This is a genomic window from Candidatus Schekmanbacteria bacterium (assembly GCA_003695725.1).
In the GTDB taxonomy this organism is placed as follows: domain Bacteria; phylum Schekmanbacteria; class GWA2-38-11; order GWA2-38-11; family J061; genus J061.
In genome coordinates this window covers 1-18,647 of the sequence record RFHX01000038.1, presented here as the reverse complement: position 1 = coordinate 18,647, position 18,647 = coordinate 1, and the positions used below count along the sequence as shown (strand labels likewise).

The window sequence follows — 18,647 nt, the reverse complement described above, 5'->3', positions numbered from 1 at the left end:
GTTGATAACGCCCATAGCAATGGAGAAGGAGCTTCGTTTTGCAATAAGAGAAGGTGGAAGAACCGTAGGCGCAGGTGTAGTCAGCGAAATTATAAAATAGTAAATAGGGACAGAGCGAGAAAAGGTAGATATGGAACAGCGAATAAGAATAAGGTTGAAGGCGTACGACCATAAACTTCTTGATAAGTCTGCTGAAGAGATCGTGAACACAGCGGTGCGGACAGGTGCAAAAGTTGCTGGTCCTATACCTCTGCCAACGAGGATTTCAAGGTATACGGTGTTGCGTTCGCCTCATGTAAATAAGAAATCGAGAGAGCAATTTGAAATTAGAACGCACAAAAGGTTGTTGGATATTTTAGAACCAACGCCTCAGACTGTAGATGAACTTATGAAATTAACTCTTTCAGCAGGTGTTAATGTTGAGATAAAGCTTCCAAAGCCGGGAAGTTAATATATATAGTTTATGGGAAAACAAAGATGAAGGCAATAATAGGTAAAAAAATAGGAATGACGCAGGTTTTTAGCAAAGAGGGGGAAGTAATCCCTGTAACTGCAGTTTCTGCAGGTCCTTGTACAGTTGTTCAGATTAAGACTTTAGAAACGGATGGCTATAACAGTATCCAGTTAGGGTTTGGAGAGAAGATAAAAAAACCTAAAAAACCTATTGAGGGCCATTTCAAGAAATACAATTCAGAACCTATGAGAGTTCTTAGAGAGGTAAGAATTGAAAACATCAATGATTATTCATCAGGTCAGCAAATTAAGGCAGATATTTTTAAAGAAGGTGAGCGTGTTGATGTAGTAGGAACATCCAAGGGGAAGGGCTTTGCAGGTGTTGTTAAGAGACATAATTTTAGCGGTGGACCTGCAACACATGGTTCAAGATTTCATAGGGCTGTTGGTTCAATAGGATGTAAGAAACCGGCAAGGACAGTTAAAGGAAGAAAGATGCCGGGGCATATGGGCAATAGAAGGGTAACTGTGCAGGGATTATCTATTCAGTCGGTTATACCGGAGAAGAATCTTATTCTGATAAAAGGTGCAGTACCGGGACCAAAAGGTGGAATAATACTTATTAAAGAGTCTATTAAACATTGATTGGATAACGAGTTATGATCAAAATTGTTAACAACAAAAATGAAGAAATAGGAAAGGTTGAGTTGCCCCTTTCAGATAAGGATAGCCGAAATGAAAAAGCATTGAAGCTCATTCAGCAAAGTGTAGTAAGCAAGCTCGCAGGTGAAAGAAGCGGCACTGCTTATGCAAAACCAAGAGGAGCTGTTGCTTATAGTACAAAGAAGCTATACAGGCAAAAAGGGACAGGAAGGGCTCGTGCCGGGTCCAGGAGGTCTCCTGTCAGAATCGGAGGGGGTACGATTTTTGGACCTCTTCCAAGAGATTATTCATTTACGATACCGAAAAAAATGCGTAAATCTGCATTGAGGAATGCATTTAAAATCAAAATTGAAGAAGAAAATCTCATAGTTGTTGATAATTTTGGCTTGGAAGAAATCAAAACGAGAGAGATGAATGCAATTTTAAAAAGACTTGGAGTAAATCGTTCAGCATTACTGCTTTTGGCAGAGAGAGATGAAATTGTTGAGAAATCAGCACGCAATATAAGTGGTGTAAAGGTTATGAATTTAAAGCATCCTAACGCATATGATATTTTGCGCTATGAAAAGGTGATATTACTTCAAAAGGATGTTGACCTTCTCAAGGAGGTATTAAATTGCAGTTAAACAATTTTGAGATAATAAGGTATCCAATTTTAACGGAAAAAAGCAACCTTCAAAAGGATACACAAAATAAAGTTACATTTTTAGTTCACAGCAAAGCAAATAAGATTCAGATAAAAAGTGCTGTGGAAGCAATTTTCAATGTGTCTGTGGAAAAGGTCAATATCCAGTGCCGCAAAGGCAAAAGGAAAAGATTTGGACGGCATGAAGGAAAAAGGCCTGACACTAAAAAAGCTGTGGTGACATTGAAGGAAGGACATAAAATAGAAATTTTTGAAGGTGTATAACAAGAGGATTAGATAGATGCCAGTATTAAAATATAAACCGACATCACCGGGAAGAAGATTTCAGACAAGGCTCGTTATTCCTGAGCTGACTAAAAAAGAGCATGAAAAATCGCTTCTTCTCCCATTGAAAAAAACTGGTGGCCGCAACAACAATGGAAGAATTACAGCAAGGCATAGAGGTGGAGGCCATAAGAGAAAGTACAGAATCATCGATTTCAAAAGAGATAAGATAGGAATCAAAGCAAAGGTAACTTCTATAGAATATGATCCTAACAGGACAGCCTTGATAGCTCTGCTTTGTTATAGTGATGGTGAAAAAAGATATATTCTTTGTCCATCAGGGGTAAAGGTAGGCGATGTATTGTGCAGTGGTCCTGATGCAGAGATTCGTGATGGTAATGCAATGCAGTTGAAAAGAATACCAACTGGTTCCATTATTCATAATATTGAAATGAAGCCGGGAAAGGGAGGACAACTTGTTAGAAGTGCTGGTATGGGTGCCCAGCTTTTGGCAAAGGATGGTCCCTATGCTCAGATAAAAATGCCATCAGGTGAAATTAGAATGATTAGCAAAGAATGTATGGCAACGATAGGTCAAATTGGCAATGTTGAACAGGAAAATGTTTCGCTTGGAAAGGCAGGAAGAAACAGATGGTTAGGAAGAAGACCTCATGTCAGAGGTGTGGCAATGAATCCTGTTGACCATCCACATGGAGGAGGAGAGGGAAGGACATCGGGAGGCAGACATCCATGCACTCCATGGGGAGTTCCTACAAAGGGATATAAAACTGTTAAAAGCAAACAAAGCGATAAATATATTGTGAAGAGGAGGAAATAATAGATCTATGCCACGTTCAGTATCTAAAGGTCCTTTTGTAGATAAGCATTTATTGAAGAAAATAGAATCGCTGTCAGGAGCTCGAGGGGGCCAAAAAGTAATAAAAACATGGTCGAGAAGGAGTACTATTATACCCGAATTTGTTGGCTTTACTATTGCTGTGCATAATGGAAAAAAGTTTATTCCAGTTTATATAACTGAAAATATGGTTGGCCACAAACTCGGCGAATTTGCGCCAACAAGAACTTTTAGAGGCCATGCAGGAAAAAAGAGTGAAAAAGCGGCAAAGGTAGGAAAGAAATAAATGGCTAAGAAAAAGAAAACAATAAGAGATGAAATAAATGCTGAAGTTAAAGCCCGTTTTGTGCGGGTAGCACCAAGAAAAGCTCGTCTTGTTGCTGATATGATAAGAGGCAAAATGGTTAATGATGCTTTCTCCATTTTGGAGTTTTCTCCTCAGAAATCAGCAGAAATTATCAAGAAGCTCATTAAGTCAGGGGTTGCCAATATAATGAATAATGCAGAGACGAAGAAAATAGATATTGACCCTGACAAACTCTATATTAAGGAAACCTTCGTAAATGAAGGTCCTGATATGAAACGTCTTAATCCACGAGCTTTTGGAAGAGCAGATATTGTCAGGAAAAGAAGCAGTCATATTACAGTTGTGCTTGGTGAAAAATAGCGTGGGAGGATAAAGTTTGGGCCAGAAAGTTCATCCATTGGGATTTAGGTTGGGAATAACAAAAGATTGGGATTCCCGTTGGTATGCTGATAAGGATTATGCAAAAAATGTGCATAATGACCTTATGATTAGAAGTTTTATCAAGAAACGGCTTGAAAGAGCCGGTGTTTCCAAGATAGAGCTTGAAAGAGCATCGAATAATCTTAAGGTCGATATCTATTCGGCAAGGCCCGGAATTGTCATAGGAAGAAAAGGTCAAGAAGTTGACAAGCTGAAGAATGACCTTAGGCGGTTAACAGGAAAGATTGTTACAGTTAATATTCATGAAATTAAGAAAGCTGAAATAGATGCCCAATTAGTTGCTGAAAATATTGCTATGCAGATATTGAGAAGAGTTTCGTATAGGCGCGCAATGAAAAGAAGTATTACCTCAGCGCTTCGTTATGGTGCGCAAGGAATTAAAATAAGTTGTGCAGGGCGTCTTGGCGGAGCAGAAATTGCTAGAACGGAATGGTTTAGAGAAGGACGAGTTCCCCTGCATACTTTGAAAGCGGATATCGATTATGGTTTTGCAGAGGCAAAAGCATCTTACGGAGTTATAGGGATTAAGGTTTGGATTTATAAGGGTGATATTGTTACCAAAAAGGAATCGGTAGAGAAGGAAAGCAAACAATAGATGGATAAACTGCATCAGGTGGAGATAGAAGAAAATGTTAATGCCAAAGAAAACAAAGTATAGAAAGCAGCAAAAAGGAAGAATTAAAGGTAAGGCTTCAAGAGGATGCAATCTCAATTTTGGAGAATTTGGGCTTAAAGCCTTGGAAAAGGGAAAGATTACAGCAAGACAAATTGAAGCAAGCAGAATAGCAATAACGAGAACTGTAAAAAGAGGCGGTAAGATTTGGATAAGGATTTTTCCTGATAAACCAATGTCTAAGAAACCAGCAGAAACAAGGATGGGAAAAGGAAAAGGAGCTCCAGAATTTTGGGTTGCTCCAGTAAAAGCAGGAAGAATCCTATTTGAGATGAGCGGAGTTAATGAAGCTATTGCTCTTAAAGCATTGACTCTTGCTTCCCACAAACTGCCTATAAAAACAAAAGTGGTTTCCAGAGGATAATTCTCTTTGGAGTATTAAAGATGAAAGCAAAAGAATTAAGAGAACTTACAGACGAAGAATTAAAAAGGAAAGAAACCGACCTAAGAGAGGAGATTTTTAATCTTCGTTTCAGAAATAGTTCGGGTCAGGTAGAGTCTCCTTCAAAAATAAGGGCCGCAAAGAAGGATTTGGCGAGAGTGTTAACTATTTTAAGAGAAAGACAATTAAATAAAAAGAAGGAATTAAACTGAGCATAGGAAATGGGTAAAAGAAAAGAGATTATAGGTACAGTTGTTAGCAACAGAATGGATAAAACTGTGGTTGTCGTTGTTGATAGATTAGTAAGGCATCCAAAGTATCATAAAATTTATAGAAAAAGGTCAAAATATAAAGCACATGATGAAAAAAATGAGTGCAAAGTTGGAGATCGCGTGCGGCTGATTGAAACAAGGCCTTTGAGCAAAGAAAAACGCACTGTTGTAAAGGAAATTATCGAAAGGGCTGAAGGTTAGTTAAGTTAACTTTTCAATTACGCAAGAGAGTTGGGGAATGATTCAAAGGGAAAGCAAATTAAATGTAGCTGATAATTCAGGAGCTAAGAAAATACAGTGTATTTGCGTCCTTGGCGGGACTCGACGCAGATATGCAAGGATAGGTGATGTTATTAGAGCTTCAGTAAAGGAAGCGATTCCCAATGGTGCTGTCAAAAAAGGGGATGTAGTTTTTGCTGTTGTTGTAAGATGTAAAAAAGAGCTTGGAAGAGATGATGGTAGTTATATACGCTTCGACGATAATGCGGCTGTAATCATCAATGCTCAGAAAGAACCTATAGGAACAAGAATTTTTGGACCAGTGGCAAGGGAATTGAGACGCAAAAAATTTATGAAAATAATTTCGCTTGCGCCTGAAGTTTTGTAGATAAGGGAATATGCAATGGAAAAAGTGAAAAGATTGTTAAAAAAGAATGACATAGTTCAAGTTATAGCCGGCAAGGATAAGGGTAAGAGAGGAAAGATTATTTCTTTGGTCAAAAAGAAAGGAAGGGTTATTGTTGAAGGTGTGAACATAATGAAGCGCCATACCCGTCCAAGCCAGGCACATTCGCAAGGCGGTATAATTGAAAAGGAAATGCCTATTAGCTGGTCGAATGTGATGATTTATTGCGATAAATGTGCAAAGCCGGTAAGAGTTGGAAAAAAAGTATTGTCTGATGGTTCAAAAATTCGTTATTGCAAGAAATGCGGCGAAAGCATTGAGGGGAAGTAAATGGCAAGGTTAAAGGAGTTATATAGAAAAGAAATTATAAACAAGCTGATGGAAGAGGGCGGTTATAAAAATGTTATGGAAGTCCCAAAAATGGAAAAAATTGTCCTCAACATCGGTGTTGGTGAAGCTATACAAAATTCAAAGGCGCTTGAATCTGCAATGAATGATTTGGCGGCTATAAGTGGACAGAAACCATCAATAAGAAGAGCCAAAAAGTCCATCTCTAATTTCAAATTGAGAAGCAAGATGGCAATTGGATGCAAAGTGACGCTTCGAGGCGACAGGATGTATGAGTTTTTCGATAGGTTGGTGAATGCAGCAATTCCAAGAATTAGAGATTTTCGAGGTGTATCTGGTAAAGCTTTCGACGGAAGAGGAAACTATACTCTTGGCATAAGGGAGCAAATAATTTTTCCTGAAATTGTCTATGATAAGATTGATAAACTCAGAGGGCTTAATATAACTATAGTAACTACTGCAAAAACGGATAAAGAGGCAAAGCTTCTATTGAAGCATCTTGGAATGCCTTTTAGAAATTGAATGAGAGCAAAATATGGCAAAGAAATCACTGATAAGCAAGGCAAAGAGGAAACCTAAATTTAAAGTAAGGGCATATAATCGCTGCAAAATTTGCGGTAGGCCCAGAGCGTATATGAGAAAGTTTGAAATGTGCCGTATATGTTTTCGTAAACTGGCGCATGAAGGCCAATTGCCAGGCCTTATGAAGGCAAGTTGGTAGTTTTTTAAAATTATACAATCAGGAGATTTATTCAGAAATGATGACAGACCGTATTGCTGATTTATTGACAAGAATACGCAATGGAATTAGAGCGAAACACGAAGAGGTTATAATTCCTTCTTCAAAAATGAAACTTTCAATAGTAAAGATTTTGAAGGAAGAAGGTTATATAAAAGATTATTCGGAAGAAAAAGATGAAAGAGGACATCCATGCATCAAGGTAGTTTTGAAGTATGATTCTGAAGGCAATTCAGTAATATCCGGTTTGAAACGCCTGAGCAAACCGGGAAGGCGTCTTTATGAGAAAGCTGCAAGTCTTCCAAAATCTCTTGGCGGATATGGTATTGTTTTAGTATCTACATCGAAGGGGATAATGACGGATAAGAAATGCAGGGAAGAGAATCTTGGCGGAGAGATTCTTTGTGAAATATGGTAGGAGGATTTTTTCTTTATGTCTCGTATAGGTAAAAAACCCATACTTTTTGAAGAAGGGGTTTCAGTTGAGGTAAAAAATCGTGAAGTCCACGTAAAGGGGCCATTGGGAAAGTCACATATAAGAATTCCTGAGGGTATATCTGTCAAAGTGGAAGCAGGACAAATTTTGGTCAATATCGAGGATGAGAGCATAGATAAGATGAAGGCAAAGCAGGGGCTTGTAAGAAGTCTTGTGAATAATATGGTTATTGGAGTAACTAAGGGATTTCAGAAAAAGCTTCAGATCGTAGGTGTTGGCTATAAGTCGCAAGTTCAGGGTAAGGAACTGGTATTGAATATAGGTTTTTCACATCCCGTGAATTACAAGATCCCTGAAGGAATCAAGATAGAGGTGGATAAGCAAACAGAGATTACAGTGAGCGGTATTGATAAACAGGCGGTGGGACAAACGGCCGCTGAAATAAGAGGTTTTTATCCTCCTGAGCCCTACAAGGGGAAGGGTATAAGATATGCAGATGAATATGTGAGAACAAAGGTTGGGAAAACAGGAGCATAAGATATTTGGAGGTCAACGACATTGATTTTTGATAGAAATAAAGCAAGAAAGATTAGACATCTAAAAATAAGAAAAAGGGTTATAGGTACTCCTGAAAGACCAAGACTTACGGTTTTCAAGAGTGCAAGGAATATTTATGCACAGATAATTGACGATACAACGGGTTCAACTTTGGTTTCATGCAGTACTTTGGAAAAGGGCATTAGAGAAAAAAGGGGGAATTCAGCGAACAAAGAATGCGCTAAAATTGTTGGTGAAACAATAGCTAAGAAAGCGCTTGAGAAAAATATTTCGTCGGTAGTATTTGATAGAAGCGGATATCGTTATCATGGGAAAGTGAAAATTCTTGCAGATGCTGCAAGAGAAGCGGGTCTTAAGTTTTAGAAAAGTGGAGGTTATATTTGAAAGACTTAAATGTTGATGAACTGAAACTGACAGACAAAGTTGTCAGAATCAATAGGGTTTCAAAGGTTGTAAAAGGAGGAAAGAGATTTAGTTTTTCTTCACTCGTTGTTGTTGGAGATGGAGAAGGCCATGTCGGTTATGGCATGGGAAAAGCCAATGAAGTGCCTGAATCGATAAGAAAAGCTGCAGAAAGAGCGAAGAAAAACCTTTATAAAATTCCACTTGTCAACGGCACGATACCTTATCAGGTAATAGGGACATATAGAAGCAGTAAAGTATTGTTAAAACCTGCAGCAAAAGGGACAGGAGTTATAGCAGGAGGCGGAGTAAGAGCTGTATTGGAAATTCTTGGCGTGACGGATATTCTTACAAAATCTCTTGGTTCTGCCAATGCTCACAATACAGTAAAAGCAACTTTTGATGCTTTGTTAAAGTTGAAACCTCCAGAGAAGATAGCTCAACTGAGAGATAAAGAATTAGATGAAATAATTTAATAAGATATAAAAACGGCGAATATGGGAAAATTAAAAATTACGCTTAAAAAAAGCATTATAGGCTCCAGTAAGAAACAAAGGGCAATTGTGAAAGGTCTTGGACTGCGCCGAACCAACCATTCGGTAGTAAGGGATGACAACCCTATGATTCGTGGAATGGTTAAAAAAATTCCACATTTGTTGTCCATTGAAGAGATAGATTGAAAATTGAATAACTCAGGGAGAGTCTGTTAAAAATGGTGCTATCAAATTTACCGTCGGCAACAAGGTCGAAAAAGCGCAAAAGAGTAGGAAGAGGACCAGGTTCAGGGCATGGCAAAACATCGTGCCGAGGTCATAAGGGACAGAAATCGCGTTCAGGAAGCAAGAGAAGAGTCTGGTTTGAAGGCGGGCAGATGCCTCTTCAAAGAAGAGTACCGAAGAGAGGGTTTACAAATATCTTTGCAAGAAAACCGGCAATAATAAATCTTTCAGAGTTGGATAAAATTGAAGAGACTACAGAAATAACGCCAGAACTTTTATATAAAAAAGGGAAGGTGAAAAAGTTGGCAAATGGCATAAAAGTACTTGGTGATGGTGAACTGACAAAAGCTTTAAAAATATCTGCCCATTTTTTTAGTAAAAAAGCCCTCGAAAAGATAAAAAATGCCGGCGGAGAAGCAATAATTCTTAAATAGATTGTCTCGTGATTGAAACATTTCAGAACATATTTAAAGTTCCTGAACTGAAGAAGAGGATTTTTTTTACTTTTGCTCTTCTTGCAGTATATAGGATTGGTGCGCATATTCCCGTTCCCGGTATAGATGCACAGGCGCTTGCAGATTTTTTTAGCGCAAATCAAGGCAGTATACTTGGCTTTTTTGATATGTTTTCAGGCGGGGCATTAAGGCGACTAACAATATTTGCTTTGGGTATAATGCCTTATATTAGCGCATCGATTATTCTTCAGCTTCTCACAGTAGTAATTCCTGCCCTTGAAAAGCTTTCAAAGGAAGGAGAGACAGGAAGAAAAAAGATAACACAATATACGCGTTATGGAACTGTTATTTTAAGTATGATTCAGGGCCTTGGAATAAGCTATGGCCTTGAGCAGATGAAAAGTCCTGTAAGCGGCGCTCCACTGATTATTGAACCGGGATGGTCTTTTCGCCTTCTATCAATGCTTACGCTTACAGCAGGTACTGCATTTATTATGTGGCTTGGCGAACAGATTACAGAAAAGGGCATAGGAAATGGAATATCTCTCATAATTTTTGCAGGAATCGTTGTGAGAATGCCTTCTGCTATAACGAATTCGATTCAGGCAGTAAATCGCGGCGATTTGAACGCAATATTTATGACTATTGTTCTGGTTTTTGTGGTTGTTATAACAGGCGTCATTATTTTTGTTGAGAAGGGACAAAGAAGAATTCCTGTCCAGTATGCAAAAAGGGTAGTAGGAAGAAAGGTGTATGGTGGACAAAGTACGCATATTCCACTGAAAGTAAATACAGCAGGGGTTATTCCTATCATTTTTGCATCATCGATTTTGATGTTCCCGGCAACAATTGCTGGTTTTTACAAAAATCAATTTACTCAAATGATAACAGAATTACTTTCTCCCGGTTCTCTTCTTTATGAAACTATTTATGTAATAATGATAATATTCTTCTGCTACTTTTATACGGCCATAATTTTCAATCCTGTTGATTTAGCTGACAATATGAAAAAATATGGAGGATTTATTCCCGGTATCAGGCCTGGCAAAAGAACATCTGATTATATAGACAGGGTGTTGATGAGAATTACTTTTGGCGGTGCTCTTTATCTTTCTGCCGTTTCAGTTCTTCCTAATCTTTTGATTGTTTATGGCCATGTGCCTTTCTATTTTGGAGGCACTGCTCTTTTAATCGTTGTTGGTGTTGCCCTTGATACGATATCGCAGATAGAATCACATTTGATGACTCGAAACTATGAAGGTTTCCTTAAGAAAGGGAAATTCAAAGGAAGGAGATAATAAGAAAGATGATTAATCTTATATTTCTTGGTCCTCCTGGTGTTGGCAAAGGGACACAGGCGAAGATGGTTTCTGATAGATATTCGATACCTCAAATTTCGACAGGAGATATGCTGCGTGCTGCTGTCAAAGAAGGTACAGACTTAGGGAAAGAAGCGAAAACATATATGGATGCAGGGGAATTGGTCCCTGACAGAATAGTTATAGGACTTATTGCCGAAAAGATTGAAAGCGGAGATTGTGTGAACGGTTTTATTCTTGATGGTTTCCCACGAACAATAGCTCAAGCAGAAGAGCTTGACAGGATATTGAACGAAAAAAAGATTGAATTGACGAAAGTTGTTTCTGTATCTGCGCCAGACGAAGAACTAATAAAGCGGCTTTCAGGAAGACGAACATGTTCATCATGCGGTGAAGTCTTTCATCTTGTCTTTAATCCGCCTACGAATGATGGAAAATGTGATAAGTGTGGAGGAGACCTTTTTCAAAGGGACGATGATAAAGAAGAAACAATTCGTGAAAGACTCCGTGTGTATAAGGAACAAACTGAACCACTGATAAATTATTATAAATCTAAGGGTCTGCTTGCGGATATTGACGGTGCACAAAATATAGATGCTGTTTTTGATAATATATGCAGTCTAATAGGACCTAAAGGATGATTGTCCTAAAAACTGATGATGAACTTAAAATACTTGAGAAAGTCAACGGCATAGTAGCAAAGATATTGAGGGAATTAGAAAAAAAGATTGTCCCGGGTATAACAACGAGAGAATTGGATAAATTTGCTGAGGAAATGATAAGAGATGAAGATTGTATTCCAGCTTTTAAAGGATATAGAGGATATCCAGCGACATTGTGCGTTTCTGTAAATGAGGAGATAGTTCACGGCATTCCTTCAGATAAAAGATTGAAGGAAGGTGATATTGTCAGTATAGATATTGGAGCAAAATATAAAGGTTTTTATGGCGATGCAGCAGCAACATTTCCTGTTGGGGATGTGAGCGAAAGAGCAATGAGACTTATTGAGGCCACAAAGGGTGCATTGGAAGCGGGCATTGCGAAGGCGCAGGAAGGAAACAGGTTGGGAGATGTTTCAAGTGCTATTCAAAACTATGCTGAAAGTAGAGGTTTTTCAGTTGTTAGATATTTTGTTGGACATGGAATTGGAAGAGAATTGCACGAAGAACCTCAGATACCAAATTTTGGAGAAGCAGGCAAAGGAGTGAGGTTAAAAAATGGGATGGTACTTGCTATAGAGCCAATGGTAAATGAAGGGAGTTATGATGTAAAAATATTAAACGATGGCTGGACAGCTGTGACAAAAGATGGTAAACTATCTGCCCATTTTGAACATACAATTGCTATTAGTAACGGGAGAGCCAAAATATTAACAAAATAGTAGAGGTTTGATTGTAGAGAGTAAGTTATGCCTAAAGAAGAGCCCATAGAGGTGGTAGCAACCATTGTGGAAACATTGCCGAATGCAATGTTTAGGGCTGAACTTGATAATGGCCATAAGATACTTGCTCATGTATCAGGTAAAATGAGAATGAATTTTATAAAGATATTGCCCGGTGATAAGGTTACAGTGCAGTTGTCGCCTTATGACCTTTCAAGGGGTAGAATTATTTATAGGCATAAAAAGAAGGAGCGGACGAAAGATGAAAGTTAGAGCATCTGTCAAAAAGATTTGTGATAAGTGCAAAATAATTAAGAGAAAAGGTGTTGTGAGGGTAATTTGCGTTAATCCCAAACACAAGCAACGGCAAGGATAAGGACTATAGGAGGATTATGAGTGGCAAGAATTGGTGGTGTTGATTTACCGAAGAATAAGAATATATTTATTGCTCTAACATATATATATGGCATAGGCAAGTCGCAGTCTCAAAGGGTAGTCAATGCAGTTGGAGTTGATCCCTTTAAGAAAGTCAAAGACTTAACGGATCAGGAAGTAAATGATATTAGAAAATTCATCGAGAAAGAAATCAAGATTGAGGGTGATCTGAGAAAAGAGGTTTCTTTGAGCATTAAAAGGTTAATGGATATTGGTTGTTATCGAGGACTGAGACACCGCAGAGGATTGCCTGTAAGAGGTCAGAGGACTCATACAAACGCGCGCACGAGAAAAGGGCCAAGAAAGGGTGGAGTTGTCAAGAAAAAGAGTGCGAAATAATATTTTTTTGGAGTGATTTTTAATGGCAAAAGACAAAAAAAGCAGAAAGAAAAAGGAAAAAAGAATTGTCAAGAATGGAATAGCTCATATCCAGTCAACATTTAATAATACAATCATATCGATTACTGATATGGAAGGCAATGTATTGACATGGGCAAGCGCAGGAGGACAAGGATTCAAGGGTTCAAGGAAAAGTACACCATTTGCCGCAACATTGGCTTCCGAAGCTGCGGCAAAGAAGGCATTGGAATTTGGAATGAAACAGGTAGAAGTCTATGTTAAAGGGCCTGGCGCCGGCCGTGAGGCAGCGATTCGGGCTTTACAATCTGCTGGATTGAATGTAAGCGTAATTAAAGATGTGACACCGATACCACATAACGGTTGCAGACCAAGAAAAAGACGCAGAGTTTAGAAAGGAGGATTGATTTTGGCAAGATATCGTGGCCCTGTATGCAGATTATGCAGAAGAGAAGGGTTGAAACTTTTTCTGAAAGGCGAAAAGTGTTTTACTTCGTGTGTTTTTGAAAAAAGAGGATTCCCTCCGGGACAAAGGTCGAGATTTGCAAGACCAAAATATTCCGACTATGGAATTCAGTTGAGAGAAAAGCAAAAAGTAAAAAGTATTTACGGGGTTCTTGAGAGACAATTTAGGAATTACTTTTATATGGCTGAAAGGCAGAAGGGAATCACAGGAGAAAATCTTCTTATCCTCCTTGAAAGACGACTGGATAATGTTGTTCACAGAATGAAATTTGCTGATTCGCTTCCTCAGGCAAGACAGCTTGTTACGCATGGTCATTTTTTGGTGAATAAGAAAAAGGTGAATATTCCATCTTATCTCGTAAAAGCAGGAGATACCATAGAGGTTAGAGAGAAGAGTAGGAATCTTGCCATTTTCAATAGAGAGGGGAAAAAATCGAATCAAGAAGCCATTCCTGCATGGCTCGAGGTTGATAGGGAAAATCTGAAAGGAAAGGTTTTGAGTCTTCCTCGCAGAGAATATATAACAATTCCTATTCAGGAACAACTAATTGTTGAATTGTATTCAAAGTGACAAATCAAATACTTTGAGGAGTAATACGAATGAAAATTCAAGGTTTTCACAGGCCTAAAAGGTTGGAGTGTGAAACAGAAACTCAGACAGAAACATTTGGAAGATTTATAGCTGAGCCCTTTGAAAGAGGCTTTGGAACAACGATTGGCAACTCTCTTCGGAGAATACTCTTATCTTCTATACCGGGTGCTGCTGTCACGAAGGTAAAGATTGAAGGCGTCAATATGAAGTTTTCTACTTTGCCCGGTGTAGTTGAAGATGTAACAGATATAATTCTCAATTTAAAGCAGTTGAGAGTGCGACTTGATTCTGATGATCCGAAAACAGTTTATATCAAGGCAAAGGGTGAAGGAGAAGTTAAAGCTTCGGATATAGAGCATGATAATTCCGTTGAAATTATGAATCCTGACCTTCATATTGCTACATTGGATTCTGATGGAGAATTGAATATGGAAATAGAGATTGCAAGGGGCTTTGGGTATGTCCCTGCAGAAAAACATGAAAATGAGGACCTCCCCATAGGAGTTATTCCTGTAGATTCCATATTCTCGCCAGTTAAGAAAGTTTACTATACTGTTGAAAATGCCCGCGTTGGGCAGGATACGGATTATGACAAGCTCATAATGGAGATAACAACTGATGGAAGTGTAAAGCCGGAAGACGCACTAGCTCAAGCGGCTAAGATTTTGAAGGATTATATGTCTGTTTTCATTAATTTTGAAGAGGAAGAGGAATTTATCGTAGAAGAGGAAGAAGAGAAAAAAGAAGACGAAGAGAAACAAAAGATGATTGCAAATCTTTGCCGCAGTGTTGATGAATTGGAATTGTCGGTTAGGTCACAGAATTGCCTTAAGAATGCCAATATAAAGACAATAGGCGAGCTAGTCCAGAAGACAGAACAAGAAATGCTGAAAACCAAAAATTTTGGGCGAAAATCTTTGAATGAAATTAAACAAATTCTTGCTCAAATGAATCTGTCATTTGGGATGAAGTTAGATGAATGGCCTATAGAACAACCTGTCAATACGAGTGATTCTGAAATTGATGAAGAGGACATTTTTTAAGGGAGTATGCAGTTATGAATCATCTTAAAGGTAATCGCAAATTAGGAAGGACGACAAGTCATAGAATAGCAATGCTTAGAAATATGGCTACATCCCTTTTTATCCATGAAAAGATTGAAACAACGCTTCCGAAAGCGAAAGAATTAAGAAAAGTTGCTGAAAAGGTTATAACGCTTTCAAAGAAAGAATCTGTGCATGCTAGAAGAGTTGCAGCCAAGTGGTTGAGGGATAAAAAAACTTTGAAAAAGGTTTTTGATGAAATTGGTCCTCGCTATGCTTCAAGAAATGGGGGCTATACAAGGATTATACGCACGAGAAGACGCCCCGGGGATGGTGCTGAAATGGCTATTATAGAGCTTGTCGAGTGAAGCCGAAACTTCTTCTGTGCCTGATTTTTCCAATTTACTGTTGTTCTTAAAAATGAAGTTTTCAGCAGTGCAGTACCATATTAGTTTGCATAATTCTAAAAAGAAAGTCTTTGCATAGAGTCTTTTTTTCCACCATTGTGATGGGTCAAATTTGATATTTTTTGTACCTACAACAAGAATTTCAATATCTTTAGAATCAAGAAGATGCCTGAATGTAAAGGCAGTCCTTCTTGTATGAAAATCGCTTGTGACGATTAAAATCTTTTTTAGTTTTCTTCTCCTGCAGAATCTTAATATTTGATATGCTTCCGAAATGGTCGAATCTGCTTCTGATTTAAGAGTTATGATTCTTTCTTTAGGAATATTTTCAAGTCTTGCCTGCTTTTTCATTATTTCTGTTGCGTAGGTATTCCATCCAATTTTGCTGCCGCTTAAAATTAACAGTGGCGCATATCCTTTTTTAAATAATTCCACTCCTTTTTTGACTCTGCTTCCTGCTGCATCATCACCTGACATTACAACAATTGCGGAGGATTTTTCAGGATTTTCTTCTGATATTAAAATGTAGGAGAGCGCTCCCAAAATTTGAGGATGGAATTGATAGCATAACAGCACTATTACAATAATGAATATTCTTTTGATTAGCTTGAACATTTAATCATTATTTCCTTTATTCATTTCTTTTAATTTTTTCTTCCAATAGGAAATCCGTTCGGCAATAGTTTTTTCAAATCCCCGATTTGAGGGTATATAGAAATTTTCACCTTCCAGTTCCTCAGGAATATATTTTTGATTGACTATAGCATTTTTATAATTATGAGGATATTTATATCCGCTGCCATATCCTTCTTTTCTCATAATATCCGTTACAGGATTTCTTAGATGAAGGGGGACGGGAAGATAGCCTTTTTCTTTAACTTTTTCCTTTGCTGAAAGATATGCTTTATATGTGGCGTTGCTTTTAGGAGCAGTAGCCAAATAAATTGCCGCTTGAGCCAAAGCAAGGTCTCCTTCTGGCATACCAATGAATTCTACAGCTGATTTGGAATTTAGAGCAACGGTCAATGCTTGAGGATCTGCATTGCCGATGTCTTCACTTGCAAATCTAACCATTCTTCGTGCTATATAAAGAGGGTCTTCTCCTGCCTCGAGCATTCTTGCAAGCCAATACAGTGAGGCGTTGACATCACTTCCTCTGAGACTTTTATGAAATGCAGAAATGAGATTATAATGCTCTTCGCCATCTTTGTCATATACTATGGATTTGCTTTGCAGGACTTCTTTGATCAGTGCCTGTGAAATTATTCGCTTGCCATCTTTGTCGGGTTTTTCCGACAATGCAGCTGCTTCAAGTGTATTTAGAGCCATTCTTGCATCTCCATTCGATAATGATGCAATATAGGACAGAGTGTTGTCATCGATTTGGAGATTTAACTTTGCAATTCCCTTTTCACTGTCATTGATAGCTTTTTTCAAGATTTCCAAAATTTCGCTCTTTGAAAGAGGTTTAAGAGTATATATACGCATTCGTGAAAGCAGAGGAGCAATGACTTCAAATGAGGGATTTTCAGTGGTAGCGCCGATTAAAGTTATAATTCCTTTTTCTACATAAGGCAGAAAGGCATCCTGTTGAGCTTTATTGAAGCGATGTATTTCATCTATGAATATGACTGTTTTTTTCCCTTTGCTTTCAAGCAGATATTTGGCTTTTTTTATTACTTCCTTGATTTCTTTTATCCCGGATGTAACAGCACTGTATTCAACGAATAATGAATCAGTCCTTTTGCAAATGATTTTAGCAAGTGTAGTTTTACCTGATCCCGGCGGTCCCCATAGAATTATCGAACCAACGGAATTTTCGTTGATTGCTTTGCGAAGAATATTATTTTCACCAAGAAGGTGCTTTTGTCCCACAAATTCATCAAGGTCAACAGGTCGCATTCTTTCCGCCAATGGAGCTTTGCCCTTTACTTTTTTTTCTAAATTTGCTTCTTCAAAAAGTTCAGGTATATATTCTTTGTTAATAGGAAGATACCTCCTTAGCTTTTTTAATTACATAAATAATATAAAACATCATTTGAAAAAAAAGAAGTTTTAAAGAAAGGAAAGATAAATTGAATGAAAATGTTGGAATATCGTCAGTTTGGGCTTCATCGGAATTGGGAAGCGGCAATGAACTGTTGAGAAAGCTTAAAGACACAGGGATAAGGGCTTATGAGCTTGAATATAGAATAACTTATAGTATTTTGAATGAAATAATACCTCATATAAAATCAGAAGAAATCACGATATTGAGCATTCACAATTTTTTCCCTACTCCGCTTATAAAAGGTATTCCAAGGCCAAGCGGAGACGCTTTTTTGCTTTCATCTAAAAATGAGTCAGAGAGAAGGAAAGCAGTAGATGAAACTTTAAGAACGCTTGAATATGCTGCACAGTTTAATGCTAAAGCTGTAGTCGTTCATCTTGGGCATATTGAAATGGAATCTTCCTTTGAGAAATTTAGAAGTTATTATGATGAAAAAAAAGTTGGTAGTAAAGTATGGAAAGATTTCTATGAAGAAATGAAAAGTGAAAGAGAAAAATTAAGTCCATATCATCTTGAAAGTGTTTTGAAAAGTTTAGAGGAAATTTTAGTTTGCCTTCCAGAGGGAGTGAAATTAGGAATAGAAAATAGGAATTATTTTCATCAGATACCTGATTTTAAGGAAATGAAAATTATATGCAATTCATTTGTTGATGAAAAAATTGGATATTGGCACGATTGCGGACATGCAAAAGTACAGGAAAATATGAAATGGTCCAAAACATCTGATTGGCTGAGAGAGTTTGGCGGGAGGTTAGTAGGTATCCATTTGCATGATTGTGAAGGTTATAGTGACCATCAGGCGCCTGGTGTGGGAGAGGTTGATTTTCGAGAGCTTTTACCTTTTCTTAAAAATGATATTTTGAAAATTCTTGAAATTAAACCGTCGGTATCCCTTGGAGAGTTGAAGGGAGGATTGGATTTTTTAAGACAAATTGGTATTCTATAATCGAATTTTTTGACCCTGATATTTTATAAGTTTTATTCGTTCTTTTTTTCTCTTTTGTGTTTTTCCCTTAGAAGGATGTAGGCTTTTTCAAGATTTCTTTTTACAGTTTCATTTGTTGGCTCAAGTTTGAGCGCCTTTTTTAGTTCTTCCACAGCTTCTTCTATCAAACCCTTTTCAGTCAATACTACAGCTAAGTCATTGTATGCGAGCGTATCCTTAGGAAGTTTTTCAATTGCCATTTTATATGCTTCTATAGCTTTGTCGAGTTCTCCTTTCTCATAGTAAATCTTGCCAATATTTTTGTATGCAAAAGCATATTTTTTTGGTGAATATTTGATTGCTAATTTATAATGTTCTATTGCTGTATCAGGGTCATTCAATTGAGATTCCATAATATAGGCAAGATTATAATG

Annotated in this window: 36 protein-coding genes; 33 read left to right on the top strand and 3 right to left on the bottom strand. The window is 37.7% G+C overall.

Annotation, left to right across the window (positions count from 1 at the left end; genetic code table 11):
• The 32 genes from D6734_01735 to D6734_01580 form a co-directional block, all read left to right on the top strand.
• A partial coding sequence (locus D6734_01735; GenBank protein RMF97664.1) for a hypothetical protein occupies positions 1–100 on the top strand: 100 nt, incomplete at its 5' end.
• A gap of 30 nt (positions 101–130) precedes the next feature.
• Entirely contained in the window at positions 131–451 is a 321-nt protein-coding gene (locus D6734_01730) for a 30S ribosomal protein S10 (GenBank protein RMF97663.1), read from the top strand.
• A 26-nt stretch (positions 452–477) separates the two neighbouring features.
• Positions 478–1,098: a 50S ribosomal protein L3 gene (locus tag D6734_01725; GenBank protein RMF97662.1), complete on the top strand. Its 621-nt coding sequence runs from the start codon at positions 478–480 to the stop codon at positions 1,096–1,098.
• Positions 1,099–1,112: 14 nt separating this feature from the next.
• Complete coding sequence (locus D6734_01720) at positions 1,113–1,742, top strand: 50S ribosomal protein L4 (GenBank protein RMF97661.1); 630 nt, start codon at positions 1,113–1,115, stop codon at positions 1,740–1,742.
• Positions 1,733–2,026 carry a 50S ribosomal protein L23 gene (locus D6734_01715; GenBank protein ID RMF97660.1) on the top strand — a complete coding sequence of 98 codons (294 nt, stop codon included), beginning with the start codon at positions 1,733–1,735 and terminating at the stop codon, positions 2,024–2,026. The genes D6734_01720 and D6734_01715 overlap by 10 nt, the downstream gene beginning before the upstream one ends.
• A gap of 16 nt (positions 2,027–2,042) precedes the next feature.
• On the top strand, positions 2,043–2,864 hold the full coding sequence (locus D6734_01710; protein RMF97659.1) for a 50S ribosomal protein L2: 822 nt from the start codon (positions 2,043–2,045) through the stop codon (positions 2,862–2,864).
• Between the two features lie 7 nt (positions 2,865–2,871).
• Positions 2,872–3,168, top strand: a complete 297-nt coding sequence (locus tag D6734_01705; GenBank protein ID RMF97658.1) for a 30S ribosomal protein S19 — start codon at positions 2,872–2,874, stop codon at positions 3,166–3,168.
• Positions 3,169–3,549, top strand: a complete 381-nt coding sequence (locus tag D6734_01700; protein ID RMF97657.1) for a 50S ribosomal protein L22 — start codon at positions 3,169–3,171, stop codon at positions 3,547–3,549.
• 16 nt (positions 3,550–3,565) lie between these two features.
• The gene (locus D6734_01695; protein ID RMF97656.1) at positions 3,566–4,225 is read left to right on the top strand and encodes a 30S ribosomal protein S3; all 660 of its coding nucleotides are present in this window, start codon (positions 3,566–3,568) and stop codon (positions 4,223–4,225) included.
• A gap of 34 nt (positions 4,226–4,259) precedes the next feature.
• A complete protein-coding gene (locus tag D6734_01690) occupies positions 4,260–4,667 on the top strand; it encodes a 50S ribosomal protein L16 (GenBank protein RMF97655.1) in 408 nt (135 codons plus the stop codon).
• Between the two features lie 20 nt (positions 4,668–4,687).
• The gene (locus D6734_01685; GenBank protein RMF97654.1) at positions 4,688–4,897 is read left to right on the top strand and encodes a 50S ribosomal protein L29; all 210 of its coding nucleotides are present in this window, start codon (positions 4,688–4,690) and stop codon (positions 4,895–4,897) included.
• 9 nt (positions 4,898–4,906) lie between these two features.
• On the top strand, positions 4,907–5,158 hold the full coding sequence (locus D6734_01680) for a 30S ribosomal protein S17 (GenBank protein RMF97653.1): 252 nt from the start codon (positions 4,907–4,909) through the stop codon (positions 5,156–5,158).
• A 37-nt stretch (positions 5,159–5,195) separates the two neighbouring features.
• Positions 5,196–5,564, top strand: coding sequence for a 50S ribosomal protein L14 (locus D6734_01675; GenBank protein ID RMF97652.1), 369 nt, complete (start codon positions 5,196–5,198; stop codon positions 5,562–5,564).
• Positions 5,565–5,579: 15 nt separating this feature from the next.
• On the top strand, positions 5,580–5,912 hold the full coding sequence (locus D6734_01670) for a 50S ribosomal protein L24 (GenBank protein RMF97651.1): 333 nt from the start codon (positions 5,580–5,582) through the stop codon (positions 5,910–5,912).
• Positions 5,913–6,452 (top strand): 50S ribosomal protein L5, encoded by a 540-nt coding sequence (locus tag D6734_01665; GenBank protein RMF97650.1) that lies wholly within the window; start codon positions 5,913–5,915, stop codon positions 6,450–6,452.
• 13 nt (positions 6,453–6,465) lie between these two features.
• The gene (locus tag D6734_01660; GenBank protein ID RMF97649.1) at positions 6,466–6,651 is read left to right on the top strand and encodes a type Z 30S ribosomal protein S14; all 186 of its coding nucleotides are present in this window, start codon (positions 6,466–6,468) and stop codon (positions 6,649–6,651) included.
• A gap of 37 nt (positions 6,652–6,688) precedes the next feature.
• Positions 6,689–7,087 (top strand): 30S ribosomal protein S8, encoded by a 399-nt coding sequence (locus tag D6734_01655; protein ID RMF97648.1) that lies wholly within the window; start codon positions 6,689–6,691, stop codon positions 7,085–7,087.
• A 15-nt stretch (positions 7,088–7,102) separates the two neighbouring features.
• Positions 7,103–7,642, top strand: coding sequence for a 50S ribosomal protein L6 (locus D6734_01650; GenBank protein RMF97647.1), 540 nt, complete (start codon positions 7,103–7,105; stop codon positions 7,640–7,642).
• Positions 7,643–7,663: 21 nt separating this feature from the next.
• Positions 7,664–8,026 carry a 50S ribosomal protein L18 gene (locus D6734_01645; GenBank protein RMF97646.1) on the top strand — a complete coding sequence of 121 codons (363 nt, stop codon included), beginning with the start codon at positions 7,664–7,666 and terminating at the stop codon, positions 8,024–8,026.
• A 17-nt stretch (positions 8,027–8,043) separates the two neighbouring features.
• The gene (locus D6734_01640) at positions 8,044–8,541 is read left to right on the top strand and encodes a 30S ribosomal protein S5 (GenBank protein ID RMF97645.1); all 498 of its coding nucleotides are present in this window, start codon (positions 8,044–8,046) and stop codon (positions 8,539–8,541) included.
• 21 nt (positions 8,542–8,562) lie between these two features.
• Entirely contained in the window at positions 8,563–8,745 is a 183-nt protein-coding gene (locus tag D6734_01635; GenBank protein ID RMF97644.1) for a 50S ribosomal protein L30, read from the top strand.
• A gap of 32 nt (positions 8,746–8,777) precedes the next feature.
• Positions 8,778–9,218, top strand: a complete 441-nt coding sequence (locus D6734_01630; GenBank protein ID RMF97643.1) for a 50S ribosomal protein L15 — start codon at positions 8,778–8,780, stop codon at positions 9,216–9,218.
• A gap of 8 nt (positions 9,219–9,226) precedes the next feature.
• On the top strand, positions 9,227–10,537 hold the full coding sequence (secY, locus tag D6734_01625) for a preprotein translocase subunit SecY (GenBank protein RMF97642.1): 1,311 nt from the start codon (positions 9,227–9,229) through the stop codon (positions 10,535–10,537).
• 11 nt (positions 10,538–10,548) lie between these two features.
• Positions 10,549–11,199 (top strand): adenylate kinase, encoded by a 651-nt coding sequence (locus D6734_01620; protein ID RMF97666.1) that lies wholly within the window; start codon positions 10,549–10,551, stop codon positions 11,197–11,199.
• The gene (map, locus tag D6734_01615; GenBank protein RMF97641.1) at positions 11,196–11,939 is read left to right on the top strand and encodes a type I methionyl aminopeptidase; all 744 of its coding nucleotides are present in this window, start codon (positions 11,196–11,198) and stop codon (positions 11,937–11,939) included. Before D6734_01620 ends, map begins: the two co-directional genes overlap by 4 nt.
• Positions 11,940–11,966: 27 nt before the next feature.
• Positions 11,967–12,212: a translation initiation factor IF-1 gene (locus D6734_01610; protein ID RMF97640.1), complete on the top strand. Its 246-nt coding sequence runs from the start codon at positions 11,967–11,969 to the stop codon at positions 12,210–12,212.
• Positions 12,202–12,315, top strand: a complete 114-nt coding sequence (locus D6734_01605) for a 50S ribosomal protein L36 (GenBank protein ID RMF97639.1) — start codon at positions 12,202–12,204, stop codon at positions 12,313–12,315. Before D6734_01610 ends, D6734_01605 begins: the two co-directional genes overlap by 11 nt.
• A 20-nt stretch (positions 12,316–12,335) precedes the next feature.
• Entirely contained in the window at positions 12,336–12,713 is a 378-nt protein-coding gene (locus tag D6734_01600) for a 30S ribosomal protein S13 (GenBank protein ID RMF97638.1), read from the top strand.
• Positions 12,714–12,735: 22 nt separating this feature from the next.
• Positions 12,736–13,125, top strand: a complete 390-nt coding sequence (locus D6734_01595; GenBank protein ID RMF97637.1) for a 30S ribosomal protein S11 — start codon at positions 12,736–12,738, stop codon at positions 13,123–13,125.
• 15 nt (positions 13,126–13,140) lie between these two features.
• Positions 13,141–13,767, top strand: a complete 627-nt coding sequence (locus tag D6734_01590; GenBank protein RMF97636.1) for a 30S ribosomal protein S4 — start codon at positions 13,141–13,143, stop codon at positions 13,765–13,767.
• Positions 13,768–13,796: 29 nt separating this feature from the next.
• Positions 13,797–14,831, top strand: a complete 1,035-nt coding sequence (locus D6734_01585; protein RMF97635.1) for a DNA-directed RNA polymerase subunit alpha — start codon at positions 13,797–13,799, stop codon at positions 14,829–14,831.
• A gap of 14 nt (positions 14,832–14,845) precedes the next feature.
• Positions 14,846–15,199, top strand: coding sequence for a 50S ribosomal protein L17 (locus D6734_01580; protein ID RMF97634.1), 354 nt, complete (start codon positions 14,846–14,848; stop codon positions 15,197–15,199).
• Here D6734_01580 and D6734_01575 read toward each other — a convergent pair.
• A complete protein-coding gene (locus tag D6734_01575; GenBank protein ID RMF97633.1) occupies positions 15,110–15,853 on the bottom strand; it encodes a YdcF family protein in 744 nt (247 codons plus the stop codon). The genes D6734_01580 and D6734_01575 overlap by 90 nt on opposite strands.
• Positions 15,854–17,140, bottom strand: a complete 1,287-nt coding sequence (locus D6734_01570) for a replication-associated recombination protein A (GenBank protein ID RMF97665.1) — start codon at positions 17,138–17,140, stop codon at positions 15,854–15,856.
• Between the two features lie 173 nt (positions 17,141–17,313).
• On the opposite strand from D6734_01570, the gene D6734_01565 reads away from it, so the two are divergent.
• Positions 17,314–18,234, top strand: coding sequence for a hypothetical protein (locus D6734_01565; GenBank protein ID RMF97632.1), 921 nt, complete (start codon positions 17,314–17,316; stop codon positions 18,232–18,234).
• Positions 18,235–18,266: 32 nt separating this feature from the next.
• Here D6734_01565 and D6734_01560 read toward each other — a convergent pair.
• The coding region (locus D6734_01560) for a tetratricopeptide repeat protein (GenBank protein RMF97631.1) at positions 18,267–18,647 on the bottom strand (381 nt) is incomplete at its 5' end.

Bases quoted from the DNA above. Each gene is read 5' to 3' on its own strand.
- D6734_01635 (RMF97644.1), top strand. From the start codon at position 8,563: ATGGGAAAATTAAAAATTACGCTTAAAAAAAGCATTATAGGCTCCAGT.
- D6734_01605 (RMF97639.1), top strand. From the start codon at position 12,202: ATGAAAGTTAGAGCATCTGTCAAAAAGATTTGTGATAAGTGCAAAATA.
- D6734_01700 (RMF97657.1), top strand. From the start codon at position 3,169: ATGGCTAAGAAAAAGAAAACAATAAGAGATGAAATAAATGCTGAAGTT.
- D6734_01690 (RMF97655.1), top strand. From the start codon at position 4,260: ATGTTAATGCCAAAGAAAACAAAGTATAGAAAGCAGCAAAAAGGAAGA.
- D6734_01575 (RMF97633.1), bottom strand. From the start codon at position 15,853: ATGTTCAAGCTAATCAAAAGAATATTCATTATTGTAATAGTGCTGTTA.
- D6734_01660 (RMF97649.1), top strand. From the start codon at position 6,466: ATGGCAAAGAAATCACTGATAAGCAAGGCAAAGAGGAAACCTAAATTT.
- D6734_01710 (RMF97659.1), top strand. From the start codon at position 2,043: ATGCCAGTATTAAAATATAAACCGACATCACCGGGAAGAAGATTTCAG.
- D6734_01595 (RMF97637.1), top strand. From the start codon at position 12,736: ATGGCAAAAGACAAAAAAAGCAGAAAGAAAAAGGAAAAAAGAATTGTC.
- D6734_01725 (RMF97662.1), top strand. From the start codon at position 478: ATGAAGGCAATAATAGGTAAAAAAATAGGAATGACGCAGGTTTTTAGC.
- D6734_01675 (RMF97652.1), top strand. From the start codon at position 5,196: ATGATTCAAAGGGAAAGCAAATTAAATGTAGCTGATAATTCAGGAGCT.
- D6734_01670 (RMF97651.1), top strand. From the start codon at position 5,580: ATGGAAAAAGTGAAAAGATTGTTAAAAAAGAATGACATAGTTCAAGTT.
- D6734_01665 (RMF97650.1), top strand. From the start codon at position 5,913: ATGGCAAGGTTAAAGGAGTTATATAGAAAAGAAATTATAAACAAGCTG.
- map (RMF97641.1), top strand. From the start codon at position 11,196: ATGATTGTCCTAAAAACTGATGATGAACTTAAAATACTTGAGAAAGTC.
- D6734_01680 (RMF97653.1), top strand. From the start codon at position 4,907: ATGGGTAAAAGAAAAGAGATTATAGGTACAGTTGTTAGCAACAGAATG.
- D6734_01655 (RMF97648.1), top strand. From the start codon at position 6,689: ATGATGACAGACCGTATTGCTGATTTATTGACAAGAATACGCAATGGA.
- D6734_01580 (RMF97634.1), top strand. From the start codon at position 14,846: ATGAATCATCTTAAAGGTAATCGCAAATTAGGAAGGACGACAAGTCAT.
- D6734_01685 (RMF97654.1), top strand. From the start codon at position 4,688: ATGAAAGCAAAAGAATTAAGAGAACTTACAGACGAAGAATTAAAAAGG.
- D6734_01720 (RMF97661.1), top strand. From the start codon at position 1,113: ATGATCAAAATTGTTAACAACAAAAATGAAGAAATAGGAAAGGTTGAG.
- D6734_01705 (RMF97658.1), top strand. From the start codon at position 2,872: ATGCCACGTTCAGTATCTAAAGGTCCTTTTGTAGATAAGCATTTATTG.
- D6734_01585 (RMF97635.1), top strand. From the start codon at position 13,797: ATGAAAATTCAAGGTTTTCACAGGCCTAAAAGGTTGGAGTGTGAAACA.
- D6734_01610 (RMF97640.1), top strand. From the start codon at position 11,967: ATGCCTAAAGAAGAGCCCATAGAGGTGGTAGCAACCATTGTGGAAACA.
- D6734_01630 (RMF97643.1), top strand. From the start codon at position 8,778: ATGGTGCTATCAAATTTACCGTCGGCAACAAGGTCGAAAAAGCGCAAA.
- D6734_01570 (RMF97665.1), bottom strand. From the start codon at position 17,140: ATGCGACCTGTTGACCTTGATGAATTTGTGGGACAAAAGCACCTTCTT.
- D6734_01730 (RMF97663.1), top strand. From the start codon at position 131: ATGGAACAGCGAATAAGAATAAGGTTGAAGGCGTACGACCATAAACTT.
- D6734_01650 (RMF97647.1), top strand. From the start codon at position 7,103: ATGTCTCGTATAGGTAAAAAACCCATACTTTTTGAAGAAGGGGTTTCA.